Genomic DNA, 17154 nt, shown 5'->3' with positions numbered 1-17154 from the left:
TTAACGATGAGCGCACTTCACTCGGAAATCCCGTTGGAAAAAGATGAGCGTGGCAGGGACATCGTGTTGTCGGCAAAGGATGTCACCGTCGCCTTCGGCTCGAAGGTCGTGCTCGACAAATTGAACCTCGATATCTACCGCGGCGAGATTCTTGGTTTCGTCGGTGCTTCCGGTGCCGGCAAGTCCGTACTGCTGCGCACGGTATTGCGGCTTCTGCCGCGCCGCTCGGGCAAGATCGAGATCCTCGGTGAGGACTACGACAAGCTCGACGAACAGGACCGCAACAGGCTCGATATGCGCCTTGGCGTCCTCTTCCAGCAGGGCGCATTGTTTTCCTCGCTGACGGTGCGGGAAAACATCCAGGTGCCCATGCGGGAATATCTGGATCTGCCACAGGACATGATGGACGAGCTGGCGCTGATGAAGATCCGCATGGTGGGTCTGGCTGCCGATGCCGCCGACAAATACCCGTCCGAGCTTTCCGGCGGCATGATCAAGCGTGCGGCGCTTGCCAGAGCGCTTGCCCTTGATCCCGACCTGGTATTCCTCGACGAGCCGACCTCCGGGCTCGATCCGATCGGGGCTGCGGAGTTCGACGAATTGATCGCAAAGCTGCGCGACACGCTCGGCCTGACCGTTTATATGGTGACTCACGACCTCGACAGCCTGTTTTCCGTCTGCGACCGTATTGCTGTTCTCGGACAGAAACGGGTATTGGTGGAAGGGACGGTTGAGGACATGCTCGCTTGCGACGACCCGTGGGTGCAGGCCTATTTCAAGGGCAAGCGCGCACGTTCGATTGTGCCTCGGGACGACATCAGGGAGCACACAGACGATAACGGCGCAGGCGCCCACAGCCGCGAGAAGTGACTGGAAACTATGGAAACCAAAGCCAATTATACGATCGTCGGGTTCTTTACGCTGCTTGTTATCGCGGCCGCCTTCGGTTTCGTCTACTGGATGGCCGAATATGGCCGCGGCGGTCCGATGGTCGAACTCGTGGTTCGCATTCCCGGCTCTGCCAATGGTTTGAGCGTCGGTTCGCCGGTTCGCTTCAACGGCATTCAGGTCGGCTCGGTGCAGGGCCTGTCGATCGATGCTGATGATCCGAACTATTCGCTCGCCTTTACCCAGGTGCGTGCTGACGCGCCGGTTTACACGTCCACCAAGGCCATTCTTGAAATTCAGGGCCTGACGGGTGCTGCCTATATCGAGCTTTCCGGCGGTCGCAATGGCGACGAGAATATTCTCAAACGCTCCGTCGACACAGGAAAGCGCGCCGTGCTGCTTGCCGATCAATCCAGCGTCACGAACCTCTTGACGACGGCGGACAAGATCCTGAACCGTGCCAATGACACGATCGGCGACATTCAGGGCTTTGTCTCGGATTCGCGCGGGCCTTTGACCGATACGGTGCGCAATGCGCAGAAATTCTCCAAGGCGATCGCCGACAATTCCGACAATATCGACAAGTTCCTGGCAAGCGTTGGGCAACTGTCCGACACCTTCAAAACCGTTTCGGTTCGTGTCGACTCGACGCTTGATGCGATCGAGAAGCTGGTGCGTGCCGTCGATGCCCAGAAGGTCAACGACGTCATCGCCAATGCCGACAGGATCACTGCCAATGTCGCGGATGCCACCACCGATCTGAAGGCGACTATTGCAAGCTTCAAGCAGACCGCCGACACCTACAATAGCTTCGGCCAGAAAGCGCAGCAGACACTGGATCGTGTCGATGCGATCGTGGCGCAGATCGATCCGGCGAAGATCAAGGGGTCGGTTGACGACATCGCCGACGTGACGAAGCAGGCGCGTACCGCCGTTGCTTCCATTCGCGACGTGGCTAATTCGGTTGCCGCTCATCAGCAGGATATCGACCAGACGATTGCCAATGCGCGGGATATTTCCAGCAAGCTGAACGCCGCGTCCGGCAAGGTCGACGGCATTCTCACGAAGGTCGATTCCCTGCTCGGTAATGACAGCACGCAATCGCTGTTCGCCGAGGCCAAGGATACGCTCGAATCCTTCAAGAAGATGGCTGACAATCTCAATAGCCGAATCGGGCCGATCGCCGACAATCTGCAGAAGTTTTCCAGCAGCGGCTTGCGTGATGCCCAGACCCTCATCAACGACATGCGGGGCACGGTTGACAATCTGAATACGACAATCACTAATTTCGACAAGAATCCGCAGCGATTGATTTTCGGTGGTGATACGGTCAAGACTTATGACGGGCGCGCGCGGCATTGATGAACAGCGATATCTGGTCTCCAGGGGATAAGCGAAATATGGTCGGTTGCGTGTCGAGTAAGCGTCATCAGGTGTGGAGCGCTGTGATCGTGTTGCCGTTGCTCGCAGCCTTGCTGGGAGGTTGTGGCAGTTCCGGCAATAACGACACCTACGATCTTTCCGCCTCGGCAAAGGCGAGCGGTCCGTCGGTCAAGAACCGCCAGATCCTCATTCCACAGCCGACGGCGCTGCAGGCGCTGGATAGCAACCAGATCGTCATCCGTGTCTCGTCCTCGGAAATCCAGTATCTCGGCAAATCGCAATGGAGCGACAAGCTGAGCAAGATGGTGCAGTCGAAGCTGGTGGAAGCCTTCGAGAACACCGGCAAGCTCGGCGGCGTCGGCGTGCCGGGGCAGGGCCTTGCGATCGACTATCAGATCGTCACGGACATTCGCTCATTCGAGATCAATGCCGCGGGCGGTCAGAAGAGCGCTGTCGTCGAAATCTCGGAAAAGATCCTGAACGACCGCTCAGGCACCGTGAAGGCGCAGAACATCTTCCGCAAGGTCGTTCCCGTCAGCGGCGGCAGCAATCCCGATTTCGTCCGCGCGCTGGATTCTGCATTTGCCGGCGTGACGAGCGAGCTTGTCGATTGGACATTGCGCTCTCTGTAAGCGGCTACAGCTCCATAAGATCTTTGAGCGTCGTGAGATCGCGCAGCACATGCGCGCGGTCTGCTGCAAATTGCTCCTCGGTCATGCCGGGGAGCCGCAGCAGTGTGAACATCACCTCGCAGCCCTCTCCATTCGGCACGATCCTCAAGGCATTGTAGACCTTCAGTCCTGATTCCAGTGTCACCATGTGATCGATGACACCAAAATCGTTGCTGGGCGCAAAGCGCACGCGGGCGGTGCCTAGAATGCCTTCTGTGATCCAATCGTCTCCATCCTGCTTCAGTCCCGATGCAAGGCCCGAAGCCCAATGTGGCATGTTTTGCGGACGGCTGGCGAAATCGTAAACTTCCCTCCAGTCGCGTTCGATAGGGATATGGACGATCTTCGCGGTCATGGTCGACATGATGGTCTTCTCCCCTATATCACCCGGACGGATTGGCGGTTTGCTGTGGATCCCGCAACATTCTTGCACAGTCCTGCAAAGGGGACGATTCACGGCTCGCGGAGGCTTGCCGTTTTTCGTCCGGAGTGCAACAACAACCCCCAACGCAGGGATGCTGTCGGTCGCGTGGAGCGTCGACGGTATTGCGTCACATCAAATCTTACTGCGCCTTCCGGATCTTCAGGGTGGGCCGGACGCAGTCAACGGCTCATTGGAGGATTGTCGTGGAAAAGGCAGAAATCGGGCTGATCGGTCTTGCTGTGATGGGATCGAATCTGGCGCTCAACATCGCCGAAAAAGGCAACAAGATCGCAGTGTTCAACCGTACACCGCAGGTGACGGATGAATTCTACGCGAATGCAGGCGAGCTCAAGGACAAGATCATTCCTTGCAAGACGATCGAAGAGTTCGTCGAGGCCATCCGCCCGCCGCGGCCGATCATCATCATGATCAAGGCCGGCGAGCCGGTCGACCAGCAGATGGCGGCGCTTCAGCCCTATCTCGATAAGGGCGATATCATGATCGATGCCGGCAACGCCAATTTCCGCGACACCATCGCGCGCTTCGATCGCCTGAAGGATACCGAGCTAACATTCATCGGCATGGGCGTCTCCGGCGGTGAGGAAGGAGCCCGTCACGGCCCGTCCATCATGGTCGGCGGCACCGAGGAATCCTACAAGCGCGTCGAAAAGGTGCTGACCTCAATCGCGGCGAAGTACAACGACGATCCCTGCGTTGCCTGGCTCGGCAATGGCGGCGCCGGTCATTTCGTCAAGACCATCCACAATGGCATCGAATATGCCGACATGCAGATGATCGCCGAAATCTACGGCATCCTGCGTGACGGTCTTGGCAAGAGCGCCGCCGAGATCAGCTCCATTTTCGGCGAGTGGAACAAGGGCCGCCTGAATTCCTACCTGATCGAGATCACCGAGAAGGTTCTGGCCGCCAAGGATCCCGCAACCGGCAATGCTGTTCCGGATATCATTCTCGACAAGGCCGGCCAGAAGGGCACCGGCAAGTGGTCTGTCATCGAAGCGCAGAACATGGGCATCCCGGCGACTGCCATCGAAGCAGCCGTTGCAGCCCGCAGCCTTTCGGCCATCAAGAGCCAGCGCGAAGCTGCCGAGAAGATCTTCGGCACGCCGGACTACAAGTTCCCGACCGCCTTTGGTCCTGAATTGCTGAAGGATCTCGAGCTTGCGCTGTTTGCCGCCAAGATCGGCGCCTACGCGCAGGGCTTCGCCGTCATGGCCGAGGCTTCGAAGGAATTCAACTGGTCGCTGCCGATGCCTGTCATCGCCAAGATCTGGCGTGCCGGCTGCATCATCCGTTCGCAGTTCCTCGACGAGATCACCAGCGCCTTCACCAAGGCGCCCGATGCGGCAAACCTGATCGTCACGCCTGCCTTCGCTGACATGGTCAAGGAATCGATTCCGTCGCTGCGGCGCATCGTTTCGGCCGCAACCGCTACCGGCCTGCCGGTTCCGGCGCTGGCTTCGGCACTGACCTATTTCGACGCCTATCGCCAGGCTCGCGGCACCGCCAACCTGATCCAGGCCCAGCGCGACTTCTTCGGCGCACACGGCTTCGACCGCGTCGACGGCAAGGACATCCATCACGGCCCATGGGGCAGCGGCGCTCAGGGCTGAGAAGCTCGATAGAGTGCAGCATTAAAAGGCCCGCCGGAGCGATCCGGCGGGCCTTTTCATTCCCGTCAGCTCTTGGGCCAGACAGGCGAGCTGATGCTCTGCAGCAGCTCCGGCTCTATGCCGTCGATGCGGGCGATGACAGCCTTTGCCAGCTCCCGACCACCATGGCGGACATCCTCGTAGATCGTGATGATCTCCGGACGGATCCAGTTCAGCACGTCGGTCGATTGCTTGGCGACCATGTCGATATCGCGGCCGAGACGAAAACCGGCAGCTTCGATGCCGGCATTGACGGCAATGGCGCCGCCGCCGCTGGAGCAGACGATGCCGTCAGGTGGATGCGGGGAACGCATCAATGCCTCGACGCTGTCCCTGATATCGGCCAGCGGCGCATCGGTGGTGACTCTCAGAGGTATCTCCTCGGCGCCATATTCGTGCAGGCCGATCTGGAAGCCGATGCGCGTGTGGGCGTAATAGCTGAGCTTGCTGGACGGTTGCAGCAGCGCCAGGCGACGCCGGCCCTTGGCGACCAGCGCCCGAACGGCCTCATGGGTGAAGGCCTCGTTGTCGAAGTCGTGGAAGGGGTGAACGATGCCCATGTCCGTGCGACCATGCGTGGCAAAGGGCAGGCCACGTTCGTCCATCAACCGAACGCGCGGATCGTCCGGCTCGGTGCGTGAGATGATGACGCCATCCGCCGAGCCGGTGTCGAGGATATAGCGCACGGGAACCAGCGGATCCTTGCTGTGCGAATGCGGCGTGATGACAAGGTGATATTGCGTGCCCGCGAGAACCTCGGAAATCCCGAAGACCATCTGGCTGGTGAAGCCCATGATTTCCTCGTCGATGCTGAGCACCAGCGCGATGACATTGGTCTTGCCGGTTCTCAGGCGCACGCCGGCGCGGTTCGGCTGATAGCCCAATTGTCGGGCAACCATGCGTACCCGTTCCTTGGTCTCGGCGCCGATATCGGGAGCATCCTTCAAGGCGCGCGAAACGGTGGTAATTCCAAGCCCCGTCATGAAGGCGATCGTCTTCAGAGTAGGCCGCTCCGGTGGAGATTGCGGACCGCTTCCTGAAATTTTCTTATTGTCCATTTCGTACAAGCTCGCCTCCCGGCCGCCTCCTGCGGCCAATCCGCTTATATTGCTCACGCCGATGCCGCAAGCATAGGTGCAATGCCATGGTTCCTCCGTCAATGAGCAAAACTGTAACGATACAGTGCGAATGTCGAGCACTATTTTAGACCTGTCTACCGTTGACATGCCTAATGGTTGTATTGCTATCCTCGGGTGAGCAATTTCTCATTTTCGATGCGACGCCGAGTGGCTTTTTGGTGGATTTCTTAGTTTATTCGAAATAAAATCAATAGTTTAATTGATGATTCTCAATCGCTTCGACTTTGATCGAAGGCTGGGGTGTCCGCATCTTCCACAGGCGGAATACTATCTTAAGGTTGTATAATCGGCGATCGTGGAAAAAATCACTGGCTGGCGGTTGCGTACGGAAAATGATTCGACTACGTTTTTCCGGCAACGTTTCAGTGAGGGAGGAGAACTCATGAATATTCGTTTGATGGCTGCCGCTTTGCTTGCATCTGTCGCGATTCCAGCCTTTTCAGCCGATGCGACCGATCTTGAGGTAACGCATTGGTGGACATCGGGCGGTGAAGCAGCCGCGGTGAAGGTTCTAGCCGAGCAGTACAATGCGCTTGGCAAGGATCACTGGGTCGACGGCGCGATCGCCGGATCCGGCTCGACGGCAACGCCACTGATCGTCAGCCGCATTCTGGGCGGCAATCCGATGGGCGCCACACAGCTGAATACCGGCCGCGACGCCGAAGAGCTGGTCAAGGCCGGCCTCATGACCGATCTGACCGATCTGGCTGAAAAGGAACACTGGAAGGATATCATTCGCCCGGCAAGCCTGCTGGCGTCCTGCACCTATGAGGGCCGCGTCTATTGCGTACCGCTCAACATCCACTCCTGGCAGTGGATGTGGGTCAACCGCCATGTCTTCGAAGATAATGGCATGAAGGTTCCGGCCAACTGGGATGAATTCGTCGCCGACGCGCCGAAGCTGCGCGAAAAGGGCATCGTTCCGCTCGCGACCGGTGCTCCGTGGCAGGTCGACGGCATGCGCAGCGTCATGCAGATCGGTATCGGCGGCAAGGAAACCTATCTGGCGATCTATCAGAAGAAAGACGCCGACGCCGTGAAGAGCCCCGAAAACCGCAAGGTTTGGGACGCTTTCGCGCAGGCTCGCGATCTGGTTGACGAGAGCTATTCCGGCCGCGACTGGAACGTCGCCACCAATATGGTCATCACCGGCAAGGCTGCCGCGCAGATCATGGGCGACTGGGCGCAGGGTGAGTTTGGCGTTGCCAAGCAGGTCGCCGGCAAGGACTACGATTGCCTGCCGGGTCTCGGCTTCAACGGTTTGCTCGATACCGGCGGCGACAGCTTCTATTTCCCGAAGAACAGCAACGCCGATATCACCAAGGCGCAGCTCGAGCTTGCCAGCATGCTCGTGTCCAAGGAAACCCAGGTGAAGTTCAACCTCGCCAAGGGTTCTCTGCCGGTGCGTGGCGATATCGATCTGAGCGCGGCCAGCAGCTGCATGAAGAAGGGTCTGGAAATCCTGAAGAATCCGGACAACGTCGTGCCGGGCGTGACCCAGCTGATCGACCCGGATACACGCGGCCAGATGACCGACCTCGGACTGCAGTTCTTCTCGTCGAAGATGACGGTGGACGAGGCGATCGAAAAGCAGGCCGCCATCTTCAAGCAAGCGCAGTAAGCAGACGACCATCCTATCAATCGCGATGGCCGGCTTGGGGCGGGCGAGGGTTCTCGCCTGTCCCGATGCACGCCACCAACGGAGGTATTGATGGCTAACGCTGTCCGGCCATTTGGTCTGTTCCGCAACCTGAATGCAAAGATCGCCGCCATTCCGATGGTGTTGACGGTGATCGTTGTGTTCGTGGGCTGCACGCTCTGGACCGTCATCTATTCGTTCACAGATTCAAGACTGTTGCCCAGCTCGAACTTCGTCGGTCTGGCGCAGTATCAACGCCTGTGGAGCACCGATCGCTGGAATGTCTCGATCGGCAATCTTGCCATTTACGGCGTTCTTAGCCTCGTTTTCGCATTCGTCGTCGGCTTCGTCCTTGCCGTGCTGATGGACCAGAAGATCCGTTTCGAGAATACGTTTCGAACGATTTTTCTCTATCCCTTTGCCCTGTCCTTCATCGTCACCGGCCTCGTCTGGCAATGGATCCTCGATCCGGCGCTGGGACTGCCGAAACTGGCGCAGGACATGGGGTTCACCTGGTTCAATTTTGCGCTGCTCGGCAATCAGAAGACGGTGCTCTATGCGCTTGTCATCGCCGGGCTCTGGCAGGGCACCGGTCTGGTGATGGTGCTGATGCTGGCGGGTCTGCGCGGGATTGACGGCGAGATATGGAAGGCCTCGCGTGTCGACGGCATCCCGGCCTGGCGAACCTATATTTTCGTCGTCATCCCGATGATGCGCGGTGTCTTCGTCACCACGCTCGTCATCGTCGCTTCGGGCATCGTGCGCGTCTACGATCTGGTGGTCGCGATGACTGCAGGCGGGCCGGGCTTCGCATCCGAGATGCCAGCCAAATATGTCTACGACTTCATGTTCCAGCGTTCGAACCTTGGGCAGGCACTTGCCGCCTCCACGGTCATGCTGGTCACCGTGTTCATCTTCGTCGTGCCGTGGGCTCTCTACGAGTTCCGCCAGAAGCGCAGATAAGGGAGGCATCAAATGGCAATTGCCACCGCAATCGAGCCTTCGGGCGCAAAACCCAAGCGCCGCTTCGCGCCGCGCACAATCATGCTCTACGGCTTTCTCGGGCTTGCCGCGCTCTACTACGTGCTGCCGCTCTATGTGATGATCGTCACCTCGCTCAAGGGCATGCCTGAGATACGCCTCGGCAACATTTTTGCGCCGCCGATGGAAATCACCTTCGAGCCATGGGTGAAAGCCTGGTCGCAGGCCTGCACCGGTCTCTATTGCCACGGCATCCAGGTCGGCTTCTGGAATTCGGTGAAGATCCTCGTTCCGAGCGTCATCGTCTCGATCGCCGTTGCTTCGGTCAACGGCTATGCGCTGGCCAACTGGCGCTTTAAAGGATCGGAAGTCTTCTTCACCATCCTGCTATTCGGGGCCTTCATTCCGTATCAGGTCATGCTCTATCCGCTCGTCATGGTGCTGCGCGAACTCGGCTTGTTCGCGACGCTTGGCGGCATCGTGCTCGTGCATACGATCTTCGGCATGCCGATCAACACGTTGCTGTTCCGCAATTATTTCGCCTCGCTTCCGCCTGAGCTCTTCAAGGCGGCGCGCGTCGACGGTGCAGGCTTCTGGCAGATCTTCCTGCGCATCATGCTGCCCATGTCGTTGCCGATCTTCGTCGTCGGCATCATCATCCAGATCACCGGCATCTGGAACGACTTCCTGTTCGGCGTCATTTTCGCCGGCACGCAGAACTACCCGATGACCGTGCAGCTCAACAACGTCGTCAACGCCGTTCAGGGCGTGAAGGAATACAACGTCAACATGGCCGCAACGCTTCTCACCGGCGCGGTGCCGCTTATCGTCTATTTCGTGTCCGGACGGCTCTTCGTCCGAGGCATCGCCGCCGGCGCAGTGAAGGGTTGACCCATGAACAGCAGCGTTTCCATCAAAGACCTTTCGCTGAATTTCGGTGCGGTCAACGTTCTGAAAAATCTCAATCTCGAGATCAATGACGGCGAGTTCCTGGTACTCCTCGGCTCATCCGGCTGCGGTAAGTCGACCTTGCTCAACTGCATTGCCGGCCTGCTTGATATCAGTGAGGGCCAGATCTTCATCAAGGGCAAGAACGTCACCTGGGAGGAGCCCAAGGACCGCGGCATCGGCATGGTGTTCCAGTCCTACGCGCTCTATCCGCAGATGTCGGTCGAGAAGAACCTGTCCTTCGGCCTGCGTGTCGCCAAGGTGCCGAACGACGAGATCAAGAAGCGTATCGCGCGTGCCGCCGAGATCCTGCAGATCGAGCCGCTCCTGAAGCGCAAGCCGGCCGAGCTTTCGGGCGGTCAGCGCCAGCGTGTGGCCATCGGCCGCGCACTGGTGCGCGATGTCGATGTCTTCCTCTTCGATGAGCCCTTGTCGAACCTCGATGCGAAACTGCGTTCTGAGCTGCGCGTGGAAATCAAGCGGCTGCACCAGTCGCTGAAAAATACGATGATCTACGTCACCCACGATCAGATCGAGGCTCTGACGCTCGCCGACCGTATCGCGATCATGAAGAACGGCGTCATCATGCAGCTCGATGATCCCACGACGATCTACAACGAGCCGCGCAATCTCTTCGTTGCCGGCTTCATCGGATCGCCTTCGATGAACTTCCTCAAGGGCGAACTGGTGAACCGCGAAGGCAAGGTGGTGTTTGCCACCAACGACGTGCTGTTCTCGCTTGATGGCTACAGGGCGGGCGAGACATTGCAGGCGGGCCGCAAGGTCGTGCTTGGCGTGCGTCCCGAGCACATCAAGGTCAACGAGGAATTGGCGCCGGGTGCTGAGGTTCACAACGCGACCGTCGATATCGAAGAACCGATGGGCGCCGACAATCTGCTCTGGCTGAAGCATGCCGGCCACACCCTGTCGGTGCGCGTCAACGGCAGCAGACGGTTTGGCCCCGGTACAGGCGTGAAGCTCGGCTTTGACATGTCTCTCGCATCGCTCTTTGATGCGCAGACAGAACTCAGAATATGATCCTATGCCCTGGAGGCGGTCTTGCCGCCTCCACCTTGCAGCGGTCCGAGGAGGTCCGATGTCGTCTTCGCTCAATGATAATTTCACCGTCGATCTGGCTGGCGCGTGGAGGCTCACATCTCCCGACAGCGATCATTCCCTCTCCATGTCTCTGCCCGGTGATGTCCATGCCGCACTGAATGCGGAAGGCCTCATTCCCGACCCATATTTCGGCCGGAACGAGGAGCTCGTTCAATGGGTGGCCAAGCAGGATTGGCAGCTGACACGCAGCTTCACCCTCGATGACACCGGTGGCGACTGGTATCTCGATATCGACTATATCGACACAGTCGCAAGTGTTTATGTCAATGACGCGCTCGTGCTCGAAGCCGACAATTGCTTCCAGCGCTATCGCCCCGATGTCTCGAAGGCATTGAAGACGGGCGAGAACAGCATTCGCATCGTCCTGCATTCGAGCATCACAGAGGGAGCGGAGCGGCAGGCGAAGCAGCCGTTCTATATTCCCTATAGCACCGGCAATTCGCCGATCCCGAACGGTAACATGCTGCGCAAGCCGCAATGCCATTTCGGCTGGGATTGGAACATCGCCATTGCACCTCTCGGGCTCTATGGCACGATCGCGCTGAAGAAGCTCGAGATCGCCCGCATCGAGAATGTCGTCATCCAACAGATCCACAATGACGACGGTTCTGTCGATCTGAAGGTGACGGTAGCGCTTTTTGCCAAGGGAACTGGCGTCGCGCAGCTTTATTTCGAGCTGGATGACGAGCGGGTGCGCCTCGATGTCGGCGTCAATGCTGGCGAGACCTCGATCACCCATGTCTTCCATGTCGACAAGCCCAGGTTCTGGTGGCCGGCCGGCAATGGCGAGCAAGCCCTCTACGCTTTGTCCGTGGAGACGAATTTCGAGACCGTTACGCGGCAGATCGGTCTGCGGACGGTCGAGCTGATCACCGACGAGGACGAGGCCGGCAGCCGCTTTGCCTTGAAGGTGAACGGCCGCGAGATCTTTGCCCGCGGCGCCAACTGGATTCCGGCTGACGCGCTGTTTTCGCGCTCCAAGCCGGAGCTGACCGAGGATCTGCTGCAATCGGCGGCGGCCGCCAACATGAACATCATCCGCGTCTGGGGTGGCGGCTTCTACGAGCATGACTGGTTCTACGACATCTGTGACCGTCTCGGCCTGATGGTGTGGCAGGACTTCATGTTCGCCTGCAATCTCTATCCGTCCACGGGCGATTTCCTGGAGAATGTTGAAGCGGAAGTTACCTATCAGGTTCGCCGGCTGGCAACGCATCCGTCGCTCGTGCTGTGGTGCGGCGATAATGAACTGGTCGGCGCGCTCACATGGTTCGAGGAATCCCGTAAGGATCGCGACCGCTACCTCGTCTCCTACGATCGTCTGAACAGGACGATCGAGCAGGCGATGAATAAGGCCGCGCCGGACGCGATCTGGTGGCCGTCGAGCCCGGCATCGGGCTATCTGAATTTCGGCGATGCCTGGCATGCCGATGGCTCGGGCGACATGCACTATTGGTCGGTCTGGCACGAGAACAAGTCCTTCGACAATTACCGCACCGTGCGCCCGCGCTTCTGCTCGGAATTCGGCTTCCAGTCCTACACGTCGCTGCCTGTGATCAAGACCTATGCCGAGGCGAAGGATATGAACATCGCTTCTCCGGTCATGGAGCTGCACCAGAAGAATGCCGGCGGCAACGAGCGCATTGCCGGCACGATGTTCCGCTATTTCCGCTTCCCGAAGGATTTCCCGAACTTCGTCTATCTGAGCCAGGTCCAGCAGGGTCTCGCCATCAAGACGGCGGTGGAATATTGGCGGTCTTTGAAGCCGCATTGCATGGGCACTATCTACTGGCAGCTCAACGACACCTGGCCGGTGGCATCATGGTCGAGCCTCGATTACGGCGGCCGGTGGAAGGTGATGCACTATCTGGTGCGGCGCTTCTTCCAGCCCGTATCGGTCGCGGCGATCCCGTCGGAAGACAACAAGACCATCCGTTTCTCTTTGGTCAACGACACCAATGCCGACGTCACGGCCGATATTTCCGTCTCGCTGCTGAAGCTTGACGGCGAGCGGGTACCTTTAACCACGGCGCATGCGGTCTGCACGCCGGATGCTGCTGTTGTTGCATTGTCGATCGATGCGGATCAGGTGCCGGCCGATTGCCTGCTGGCGTGGCATTTCACCGCATCGAACGGCATGGGCGGCGAGGGGCATTATGTTCACGGCACCTACAAGGCTCTGGAGTTTCAGCCAGCGGGCCTGTCGGTGTTGAGGGAGGAGAAGGAAGAGAACGGCACGGTGGAACTCACCGTCACCGCAAAGGGACTTGCGCTGTTCGTGATGATCGAGAGCGAGACCGAGGGGCGTTATTCCGACAATGCCTTCGATCTTGCCGCCGGCGAAAGCCGACGCATCGTCTTTACGCCGACTAAACCGCTGGCCGGCGGTGTCCCCGCATTCCGCATCTACGATCTGCAATCCAGCCAATCAGTGGATTGAGTTATCACGCCGTCACGGCGGCGTTTTCGGGGCGACAAGCCCAAGACAGACGGCCGGGAGGCCATTGGAGGACTATCGATGACGAAACTTGGATTTCAGCTTTATAGCGCCCGTAATTTTCAGCCCTATTCGGAGATCTTCGTCAAGCTCGGCAAGGCCGGCTACGCCGAGGTCGAAGGCTTTGGCGGCATTTATGCCGATCTGGACGAGGCGGGCCTGAAGAGCCTGCGCGCCGAGCTCGACAAGAATGGCCTGGTGATGGCCAGCGGCCATTTCAGCCCCGACTTTCTTGACGGGCAGGTGGAGAAGGCACTCACGATCGCCAAGACGCTCGGCATGGACTCGATCTACGCGCCGCATATCGGCGCCGACGAGCGCCCGAAGGATGCCGCCGGCTGGCTGGCATTCGGCAAGCGCCTGCAGGAAATGAGCAAGCCCTACAAGGATGCGGGCTTCGAATTCGGCTGGCACAATCACGATTTCGAATTCGTCAAGCAGGCCGACGGCTCGCTGCCGATCGAGCAGATCTTCGAAGGCGCTCCGGATATCTCCTGGGAAGCCGATATCGCCTGGGTCATCCGTGGCGGCGGCGATCCCTTTGCCTGGATCGAAAAGCTCGGCTCGCGCATCACCGCCGTTCACGTCAAGGATATTGCGCCGGCAGGCGAGAACAAGAATGAAGATGGCTGGTCCGACCTTGGATATGGTACGGTTCCCTGGGCAAAGCTGCTCAAGGCGCTGGCCGGCACCAAGGCCAAGCACTACGTTATCGAGCATGACAATCCGAGCGACGTCGATCGTCTGATCACCCGCTCCATCGCATCCTTCAAGAGCTTTTGAGGCACTTCCACATGGCTAAGGAACTTGGCGTCGGCATCATCGGATGCGGCAATATCTCAACGACCTACTTCTCGCTTTCACCGCTCTTCAAAGGCCTGAAGGTGTTGGCATGCGCGGATCTCAACATGGATGCGGCGCGTGCGCGCGCCGAGGAATACAAGGTCAAGGCCCAGACCATCGACGAACTGCTCGCCAATGACGAGCTGGACGTTATCGTCAACTTGACCATTCCGGACGCGCATTTCCCGGTTTCCAAGCGCATTCTCGAAGCCGGAAAGCATGCCTACTCCGAAAAGCCGCTGGTGCTGACCCTTGAGCAGGGTGAGGAACTGCGGCGGATCGCCAAGGAAAAGGGGCTGGCCGTCGGCTGCGCTCCCGATACCTTCCTCGGCGGCGCGCATCAGCTTGCGCGCAAGTTCATCGATGACGGCGGTATCGGCCGCATCACCTCGGGCTCCTGCCATGTCATGAGCCCGGGCATGGAAATGTGGCATCCGAACCCGGACTTCTTCTTCCTGCCGGGCGGCGGACCGATCCTCGACCTTGGTCCCTACTACATTGCCAACCTGATCAACCTGATCGGCCCGGTAAAGCGCGTTGGTGCCATGACGTCCATGGCGTCGGAAACCCGCACCATCACCAGCCAGCCGCGCAATGGCGAGACCATTCCGGTGAAGACGCCGACGACGATCCAGGCACTGCTGGAGTTTGTCAGCGGCGCGAACATCACGCTCACCGCGAGCTGGGATGTGTGGTCGCATCGCCATGCCAATATGGAGCTATACGGCACCGAGGGCTCGCTATACGTGCCCGACCCGAACTTCTTCGGCGGCACCGTCGAGGCCAGCGGTCGTGACAAGGACATCAAACCGCTTGAGAACTGGGCGCATCCTTTCGGCATCGCCAATCAGGAAAGCCCGAGCGGCGCTCGCGCCAACTACCGCACAGCCGGTCTTGCCGACCTCGCCGCATCGCTGATCGACGGTCGCGATGCGCGTTGCTCGCTCGACCGCACGCTGCACGGTGTTGACGTCATGACGTCGATCCTGAGATCGGGTGCGGAAAACCGCTTCATCGATCTGACCACCACCTGCACGCAGCCGGCGGCACTCGGCATCGAAGAGGCGCAAGCGCTCTTGAAGTAAGCGCAGGAAAAGCTAGTTTGCGCGCGGGTGAACAACCCGCGCGTTTTTTCATCTCGAAGGAATAATCATCATGGCTTGGCAACCGGCATCCGACCGCTATGCGAAAATGAAATACAACAGGGTCGGCCGCTCCGGCCTGAAGCTCCCGGCAGTTTCGCTCGGGCTCTGGCACAATTTCGGTGGCGACACCCCGCATGACCGCAAGGTAGACATGTGCCGCACGGCGTTCGATCTGGGCATCACTCACTTCGATCTTGCCAATAATTACGGCCCACCTCCCGGCAGCGCCGAGACGGCTTTCGGCGAGATCCTGCGCACCGAATTCGCCGGCCTGCGCGATGAGCTGATCATTTCGTCCAAGGCCGGCTACGACATGTGGCCCGGTCCTTACGGCGAGTGGGGCAGCCGCAAGTATCTGATCGCTTCCTGCGACCAGAGCCTGAAGCGCATGGGCCTCGATTATGTCGACATCTTCTATTCGCACCGCTTCGACCCGGATACGCCGCTCGAGGAAACCTGTGGCGCGCTCGATCACATCGTTCGTTCGGGCAGGGCGCTCTATGTCGGCATCTCCTCCTACAATTCACAGCGCACGCGCGAGGCCGCCGCAATCCTCAAGGATCTGGGCACGCCGTGCCTGATCCATCAACCGAGCTACTCCATGCTCAATCGCTGGGTCGAGGATGATGGCCTGGTGGATACGCTGGAAGATCTCGGCGTCGGCTCGATCGTCTTCTCGCCGCTTGCACAGGGCATGCTGACGACGAAGTATCTCGGTGGCATTCCGCAGGATAGCCGCGCCGCCCAGAACCACTTCCTGAAGCGCGACTTCATTCGTCCGTCGATCATCGAGAACATCCAGAAGCTCAACGAGATCGCCGAGAAGCGCGGCCAGACATTGGCGCAGATGGCGATTGCCTGGGTTCTGCGCGGTGGCCGGATCACTTCGGCGCTGATCGGCGCAAGCCGCTCCTCGCAGATCGTTGATTGCGTCAAGGCGCTCGACAATCTCGAATTCACGGCGGAAGAGCTGAAGGAGATCGATGTTTACGCCCGCGAGGCCGACGTCAATCTCTGGGCCAAATCAGCCGAGCGGGATTGATCATCCTGAAACGCCCGGAACCCGGTTCCGGGCGTTTTTGTTTGTCTGTGCCGGGGCCGCGCCGGCGCGGGTGCGTAGCAGGCGTTTGCCTGACGAAAATATCCGGCTTGCGAAGGAAATGTGCCGAGGTTACCGTCGGTGCTTGCGGAAAGCGGAAGTATCCGGGCATGGCCGACGTTGGGCCTGGTAGCGCTACCTACAGCGATATTCGAGAATATCCACACAAGATCAGCGTTTTCATTACAGAATTGTAACCCAACCGTCAGATTCGCTTCATGTCCGTGAGGATAAGTTCGCGCGCAAATTCTGAATCGAGGAAACAACCAATGAAAAGACTCTTCACCGTCCTTCTGGCGGCGTCCATCCTGGCGATGCCGTTGGCTGCGGAAGCTCAAGTCAAGCAAGCACCGCCTGCCAACAAGCCAGCCGCGGTTGAGAAGGATGTGGTGAAGAAGAGGGTGGTTGTCCGCAAGGGCGGCTGGGTCAAGGGTCGTCGTCTGTCGGCTTCCGATCGCCGCCGCGCCACCGAGATCGATTTTCGCGCCAACCATCTGACGGCGCCGCCGCGCGGCTATCATTGGGTTCGCATCAACGGCAGCATCCTTCTCGTGGGCATCACCAGCGGCCTGATTTCCAAGGTGCATGAGGCTCGCTAGCTTCGACATGATATCGGGATGAGAAATGGCGGCCCTCAAGGCCGCCTTTTTTATCGCGCTCATTGCTATCGGCTTGAATCAAAATCCCCGGCTTGAGACCGGGGATTGA

Annotated in this window: 15 protein-coding genes; 13 read left to right on the top strand and 2 right to left on the bottom strand. The window is 59.1% G+C overall.

Features of this window, described 5'->3' with window-relative positions:
* The first annotated feature begins 6 nt into the window (after positions 1-6).
* Genes A6U86_RS06335 through A6U86_RS06325 form a run of 3 tightly spaced genes read left to right on the top strand, consistent with a single transcriptional unit; the run spans position 7 to position 2903 of the window.
* Complete coding sequence (locus A6U86_RS06335; RefSeq protein WP_068387373.1) at positions 7-870, top strand: ABC transporter ATP-binding protein; 864 nt, start codon at positions 7-9, stop codon at positions 868-870.
* A gap of 9 nt (positions 871-879) precedes the next feature.
* The gene (locus A6U86_RS06330; RefSeq protein WP_068387370.1) at positions 880-2250 is read left to right on the top strand and encodes an MlaD family protein; all 1371 of its coding nucleotides are present in this window, start codon (positions 880-882) and stop codon (positions 2248-2250) included.
* A gap of 38 nt (positions 2251-2288) precedes the next feature.
* On the top strand, positions 2289-2903 hold the full coding sequence (locus A6U86_RS06325; protein ID WP_068387368.1) for an ABC-type transport auxiliary lipoprotein family protein: 615 nt from the start codon (positions 2289-2291) through the stop codon (positions 2901-2903).
* 4 nt (positions 2904-2907) lie between these two features.
* Here the strand turns inward: A6U86_RS06325 and A6U86_RS06320 are convergent, their stop codons facing one another.
* On the bottom strand, positions 2908-3306 hold the full coding sequence (locus A6U86_RS06320; RefSeq protein WP_068387365.1) for a polyketide cyclase: 399 nt from the start codon (positions 3304-3306) through the stop codon (positions 2908-2910).
* A 263-nt stretch (positions 3307-3569) separates the two neighbouring features.
* Between A6U86_RS06320 and gndA the strand changes: the two genes are divergently transcribed.
* Complete coding sequence (gene gndA, locus A6U86_RS06315) at positions 3570-4997, top strand: NADP-dependent phosphogluconate dehydrogenase (RefSeq protein ID WP_068387360.1); 1428 nt, start codon at positions 3570-3572, stop codon at positions 4995-4997.
* Between the two features lie 65 nt (positions 4998-5062).
* Here the strand turns inward: gndA and A6U86_RS06310 are convergent, their stop codons facing one another.
* On the bottom strand, positions 5063-6094 hold the full coding sequence (locus A6U86_RS06310; protein ID WP_068388015.1) for a LacI family transcriptional regulator: 1032 nt from the start codon (positions 6092-6094) through the stop codon (positions 5063-5065).
* A 463-nt stretch (positions 6095-6557) separates the two neighbouring features.
* Here A6U86_RS06310 and A6U86_RS06305 point away from each other — a divergent pair, with 463 nt between their 5' ends.
* From A6U86_RS06305 to A6U86_RS06265, 9 genes are all read left to right on the top strand, one after another.
* A complete protein-coding gene (locus A6U86_RS06305) occupies positions 6558-7796 on the top strand; it encodes an ABC transporter substrate-binding protein (RefSeq protein WP_068387357.1) in 1239 nt (412 codons plus the stop codon).
* Between the two features lie 90 nt (positions 7797-7886).
* Entirely contained in the window at positions 7887-8777 is an 891-nt protein-coding gene (locus tag A6U86_RS06300) for a carbohydrate ABC transporter permease (RefSeq protein WP_068387355.1), read from the top strand.
* 12 nt (positions 8778-8789) lie between these two features.
* Positions 8790-9686 carry a carbohydrate ABC transporter permease gene (locus A6U86_RS06295; protein ID WP_068387352.1) on the top strand — a complete coding sequence of 299 codons (897 nt, stop codon included), beginning with the start codon at positions 8790-8792 and terminating at the stop codon, positions 9684-9686.
* Between the two features lie 3 nt (positions 9687-9689).
* Complete coding sequence (locus A6U86_RS06290; protein ID WP_068387350.1) at positions 9690-10781, top strand: ABC transporter ATP-binding protein; 1092 nt, start codon at positions 9690-9692, stop codon at positions 10779-10781.
* 58 nt (positions 10782-10839) lie between these two features.
* Positions 10840-13302, top strand: a complete 2463-nt coding sequence (locus tag A6U86_RS06285; protein WP_068387348.1) for a glycoside hydrolase family 2 protein — start codon at positions 10840-10842, stop codon at positions 13300-13302.
* A 78-nt stretch (positions 13303-13380) separates the two neighbouring features.
* Positions 13381-14142 (top strand): sugar phosphate isomerase/epimerase, encoded by a 762-nt coding sequence (locus A6U86_RS06280; protein ID WP_068387345.1) that lies wholly within the window; start codon positions 13381-13383, stop codon positions 14140-14142.
* An 11-nt stretch (positions 14143-14153) separates the two neighbouring features.
* A complete protein-coding gene (locus A6U86_RS06275; RefSeq protein ID WP_068387342.1) occupies positions 14154-15287 on the top strand; it encodes a Gfo/Idh/MocA family protein in 1134 nt (377 codons plus the stop codon).
* Positions 15288-15357: 70 nt separating this feature from the next.
* A complete protein-coding gene (mgrA, locus tag A6U86_RS06270; protein ID WP_068387339.1) occupies positions 15358-16389 on the top strand; it encodes an L-glyceraldehyde 3-phosphate reductase in 1032 nt (343 codons plus the stop codon).
* 326 nt (positions 16390-16715) lie between these two features.
* Positions 16716-17045 (top strand): RcnB family protein, encoded by a 330-nt coding sequence (locus A6U86_RS06265; protein WP_068387336.1) that lies wholly within the window; start codon positions 16716-16718, stop codon positions 17043-17045.
* Positions 17046-17154 lie beyond the last annotated feature (109 nt).

The sequence above is a fragment of the Rhizobium sp. AC27/96 genome, assembly GCF_001692325.1.
GTDB lineage: Bacteria > Pseudomonadota > Alphaproteobacteria > Rhizobiales > Rhizobiaceae > Rhizobium.
Note: the sequence above shows the minus strand (reverse complement) of the source record. Positions and strands in the feature narration are given on the sequence as shown.

What these genes read in the sequence shown, in the direction of transcription:
- A6U86_RS06275 (WP_068387342.1), top strand. Translation starts at nt 14,154, where the DNA reads ATGGCTAAGGAACTTGGCGTCGGCATCATCGGATGCGGCAATATCTCA.
- mgrA (WP_068387339.1), top strand. Translation starts at nt 15,358, where the DNA reads ATGGCTTGGCAACCGGCATCCGACCGCTATGCGAAAATGAAATACAAC.
- A6U86_RS06295 (WP_068387352.1), top strand. Translation starts at nt 8,790, where the DNA reads ATGGCAATTGCCACCGCAATCGAGCCTTCGGGCGCAAAACCCAAGCGC.
- A6U86_RS06310 (WP_068388015.1), bottom strand. Translation starts at nt 6,094, where the DNA reads ATGGACAATAAGAAAATTTCAGGAAGCGGTCCGCAATCTCCACCGGAG.
- A6U86_RS06320 (WP_068387365.1), bottom strand. Translation starts at nt 3,306, where the DNA reads ATGTCGACCATGACCGCGAAGATCGTCCATATCCCTATCGAACGCGAC.
- A6U86_RS06325 (WP_068387368.1), top strand. Translation starts at nt 2,289, where the DNA reads ATGGTCGGTTGCGTGTCGAGTAAGCGTCATCAGGTGTGGAGCGCTGTG.
- A6U86_RS06265 (WP_068387336.1), top strand. Translation starts at nt 16,716, where the DNA reads ATGAAAAGACTCTTCACCGTCCTTCTGGCGGCGTCCATCCTGGCGATG.
- A6U86_RS06285 (WP_068387348.1), top strand. Translation starts at nt 10,840, where the DNA reads ATGTCGTCTTCGCTCAATGATAATTTCACCGTCGATCTGGCTGGCGCG.
- A6U86_RS06280 (WP_068387345.1), top strand. Translation starts at nt 13,381, where the DNA reads ATGACGAAACTTGGATTTCAGCTTTATAGCGCCCGTAATTTTCAGCCC.
- A6U86_RS06330 (WP_068387370.1), top strand. Translation starts at nt 880, where the DNA reads ATGGAAACCAAAGCCAATTATACGATCGTCGGGTTCTTTACGCTGCTT.
- A6U86_RS06290 (WP_068387350.1), top strand. Translation starts at nt 9,690, where the DNA reads ATGAACAGCAGCGTTTCCATCAAAGACCTTTCGCTGAATTTCGGTGCG.
- A6U86_RS06300 (WP_068387355.1), top strand. Translation starts at nt 7,887, where the DNA reads ATGGCTAACGCTGTCCGGCCATTTGGTCTGTTCCGCAACCTGAATGCA.
- A6U86_RS06305 (WP_068387357.1), top strand. Translation starts at nt 6,558, where the DNA reads ATGAATATTCGTTTGATGGCTGCCGCTTTGCTTGCATCTGTCGCGATT.
- A6U86_RS06335 (WP_068387373.1), top strand. Translation starts at nt 7, where the DNA reads ATGAGCGCACTTCACTCGGAAATCCCGTTGGAAAAAGATGAGCGTGGC.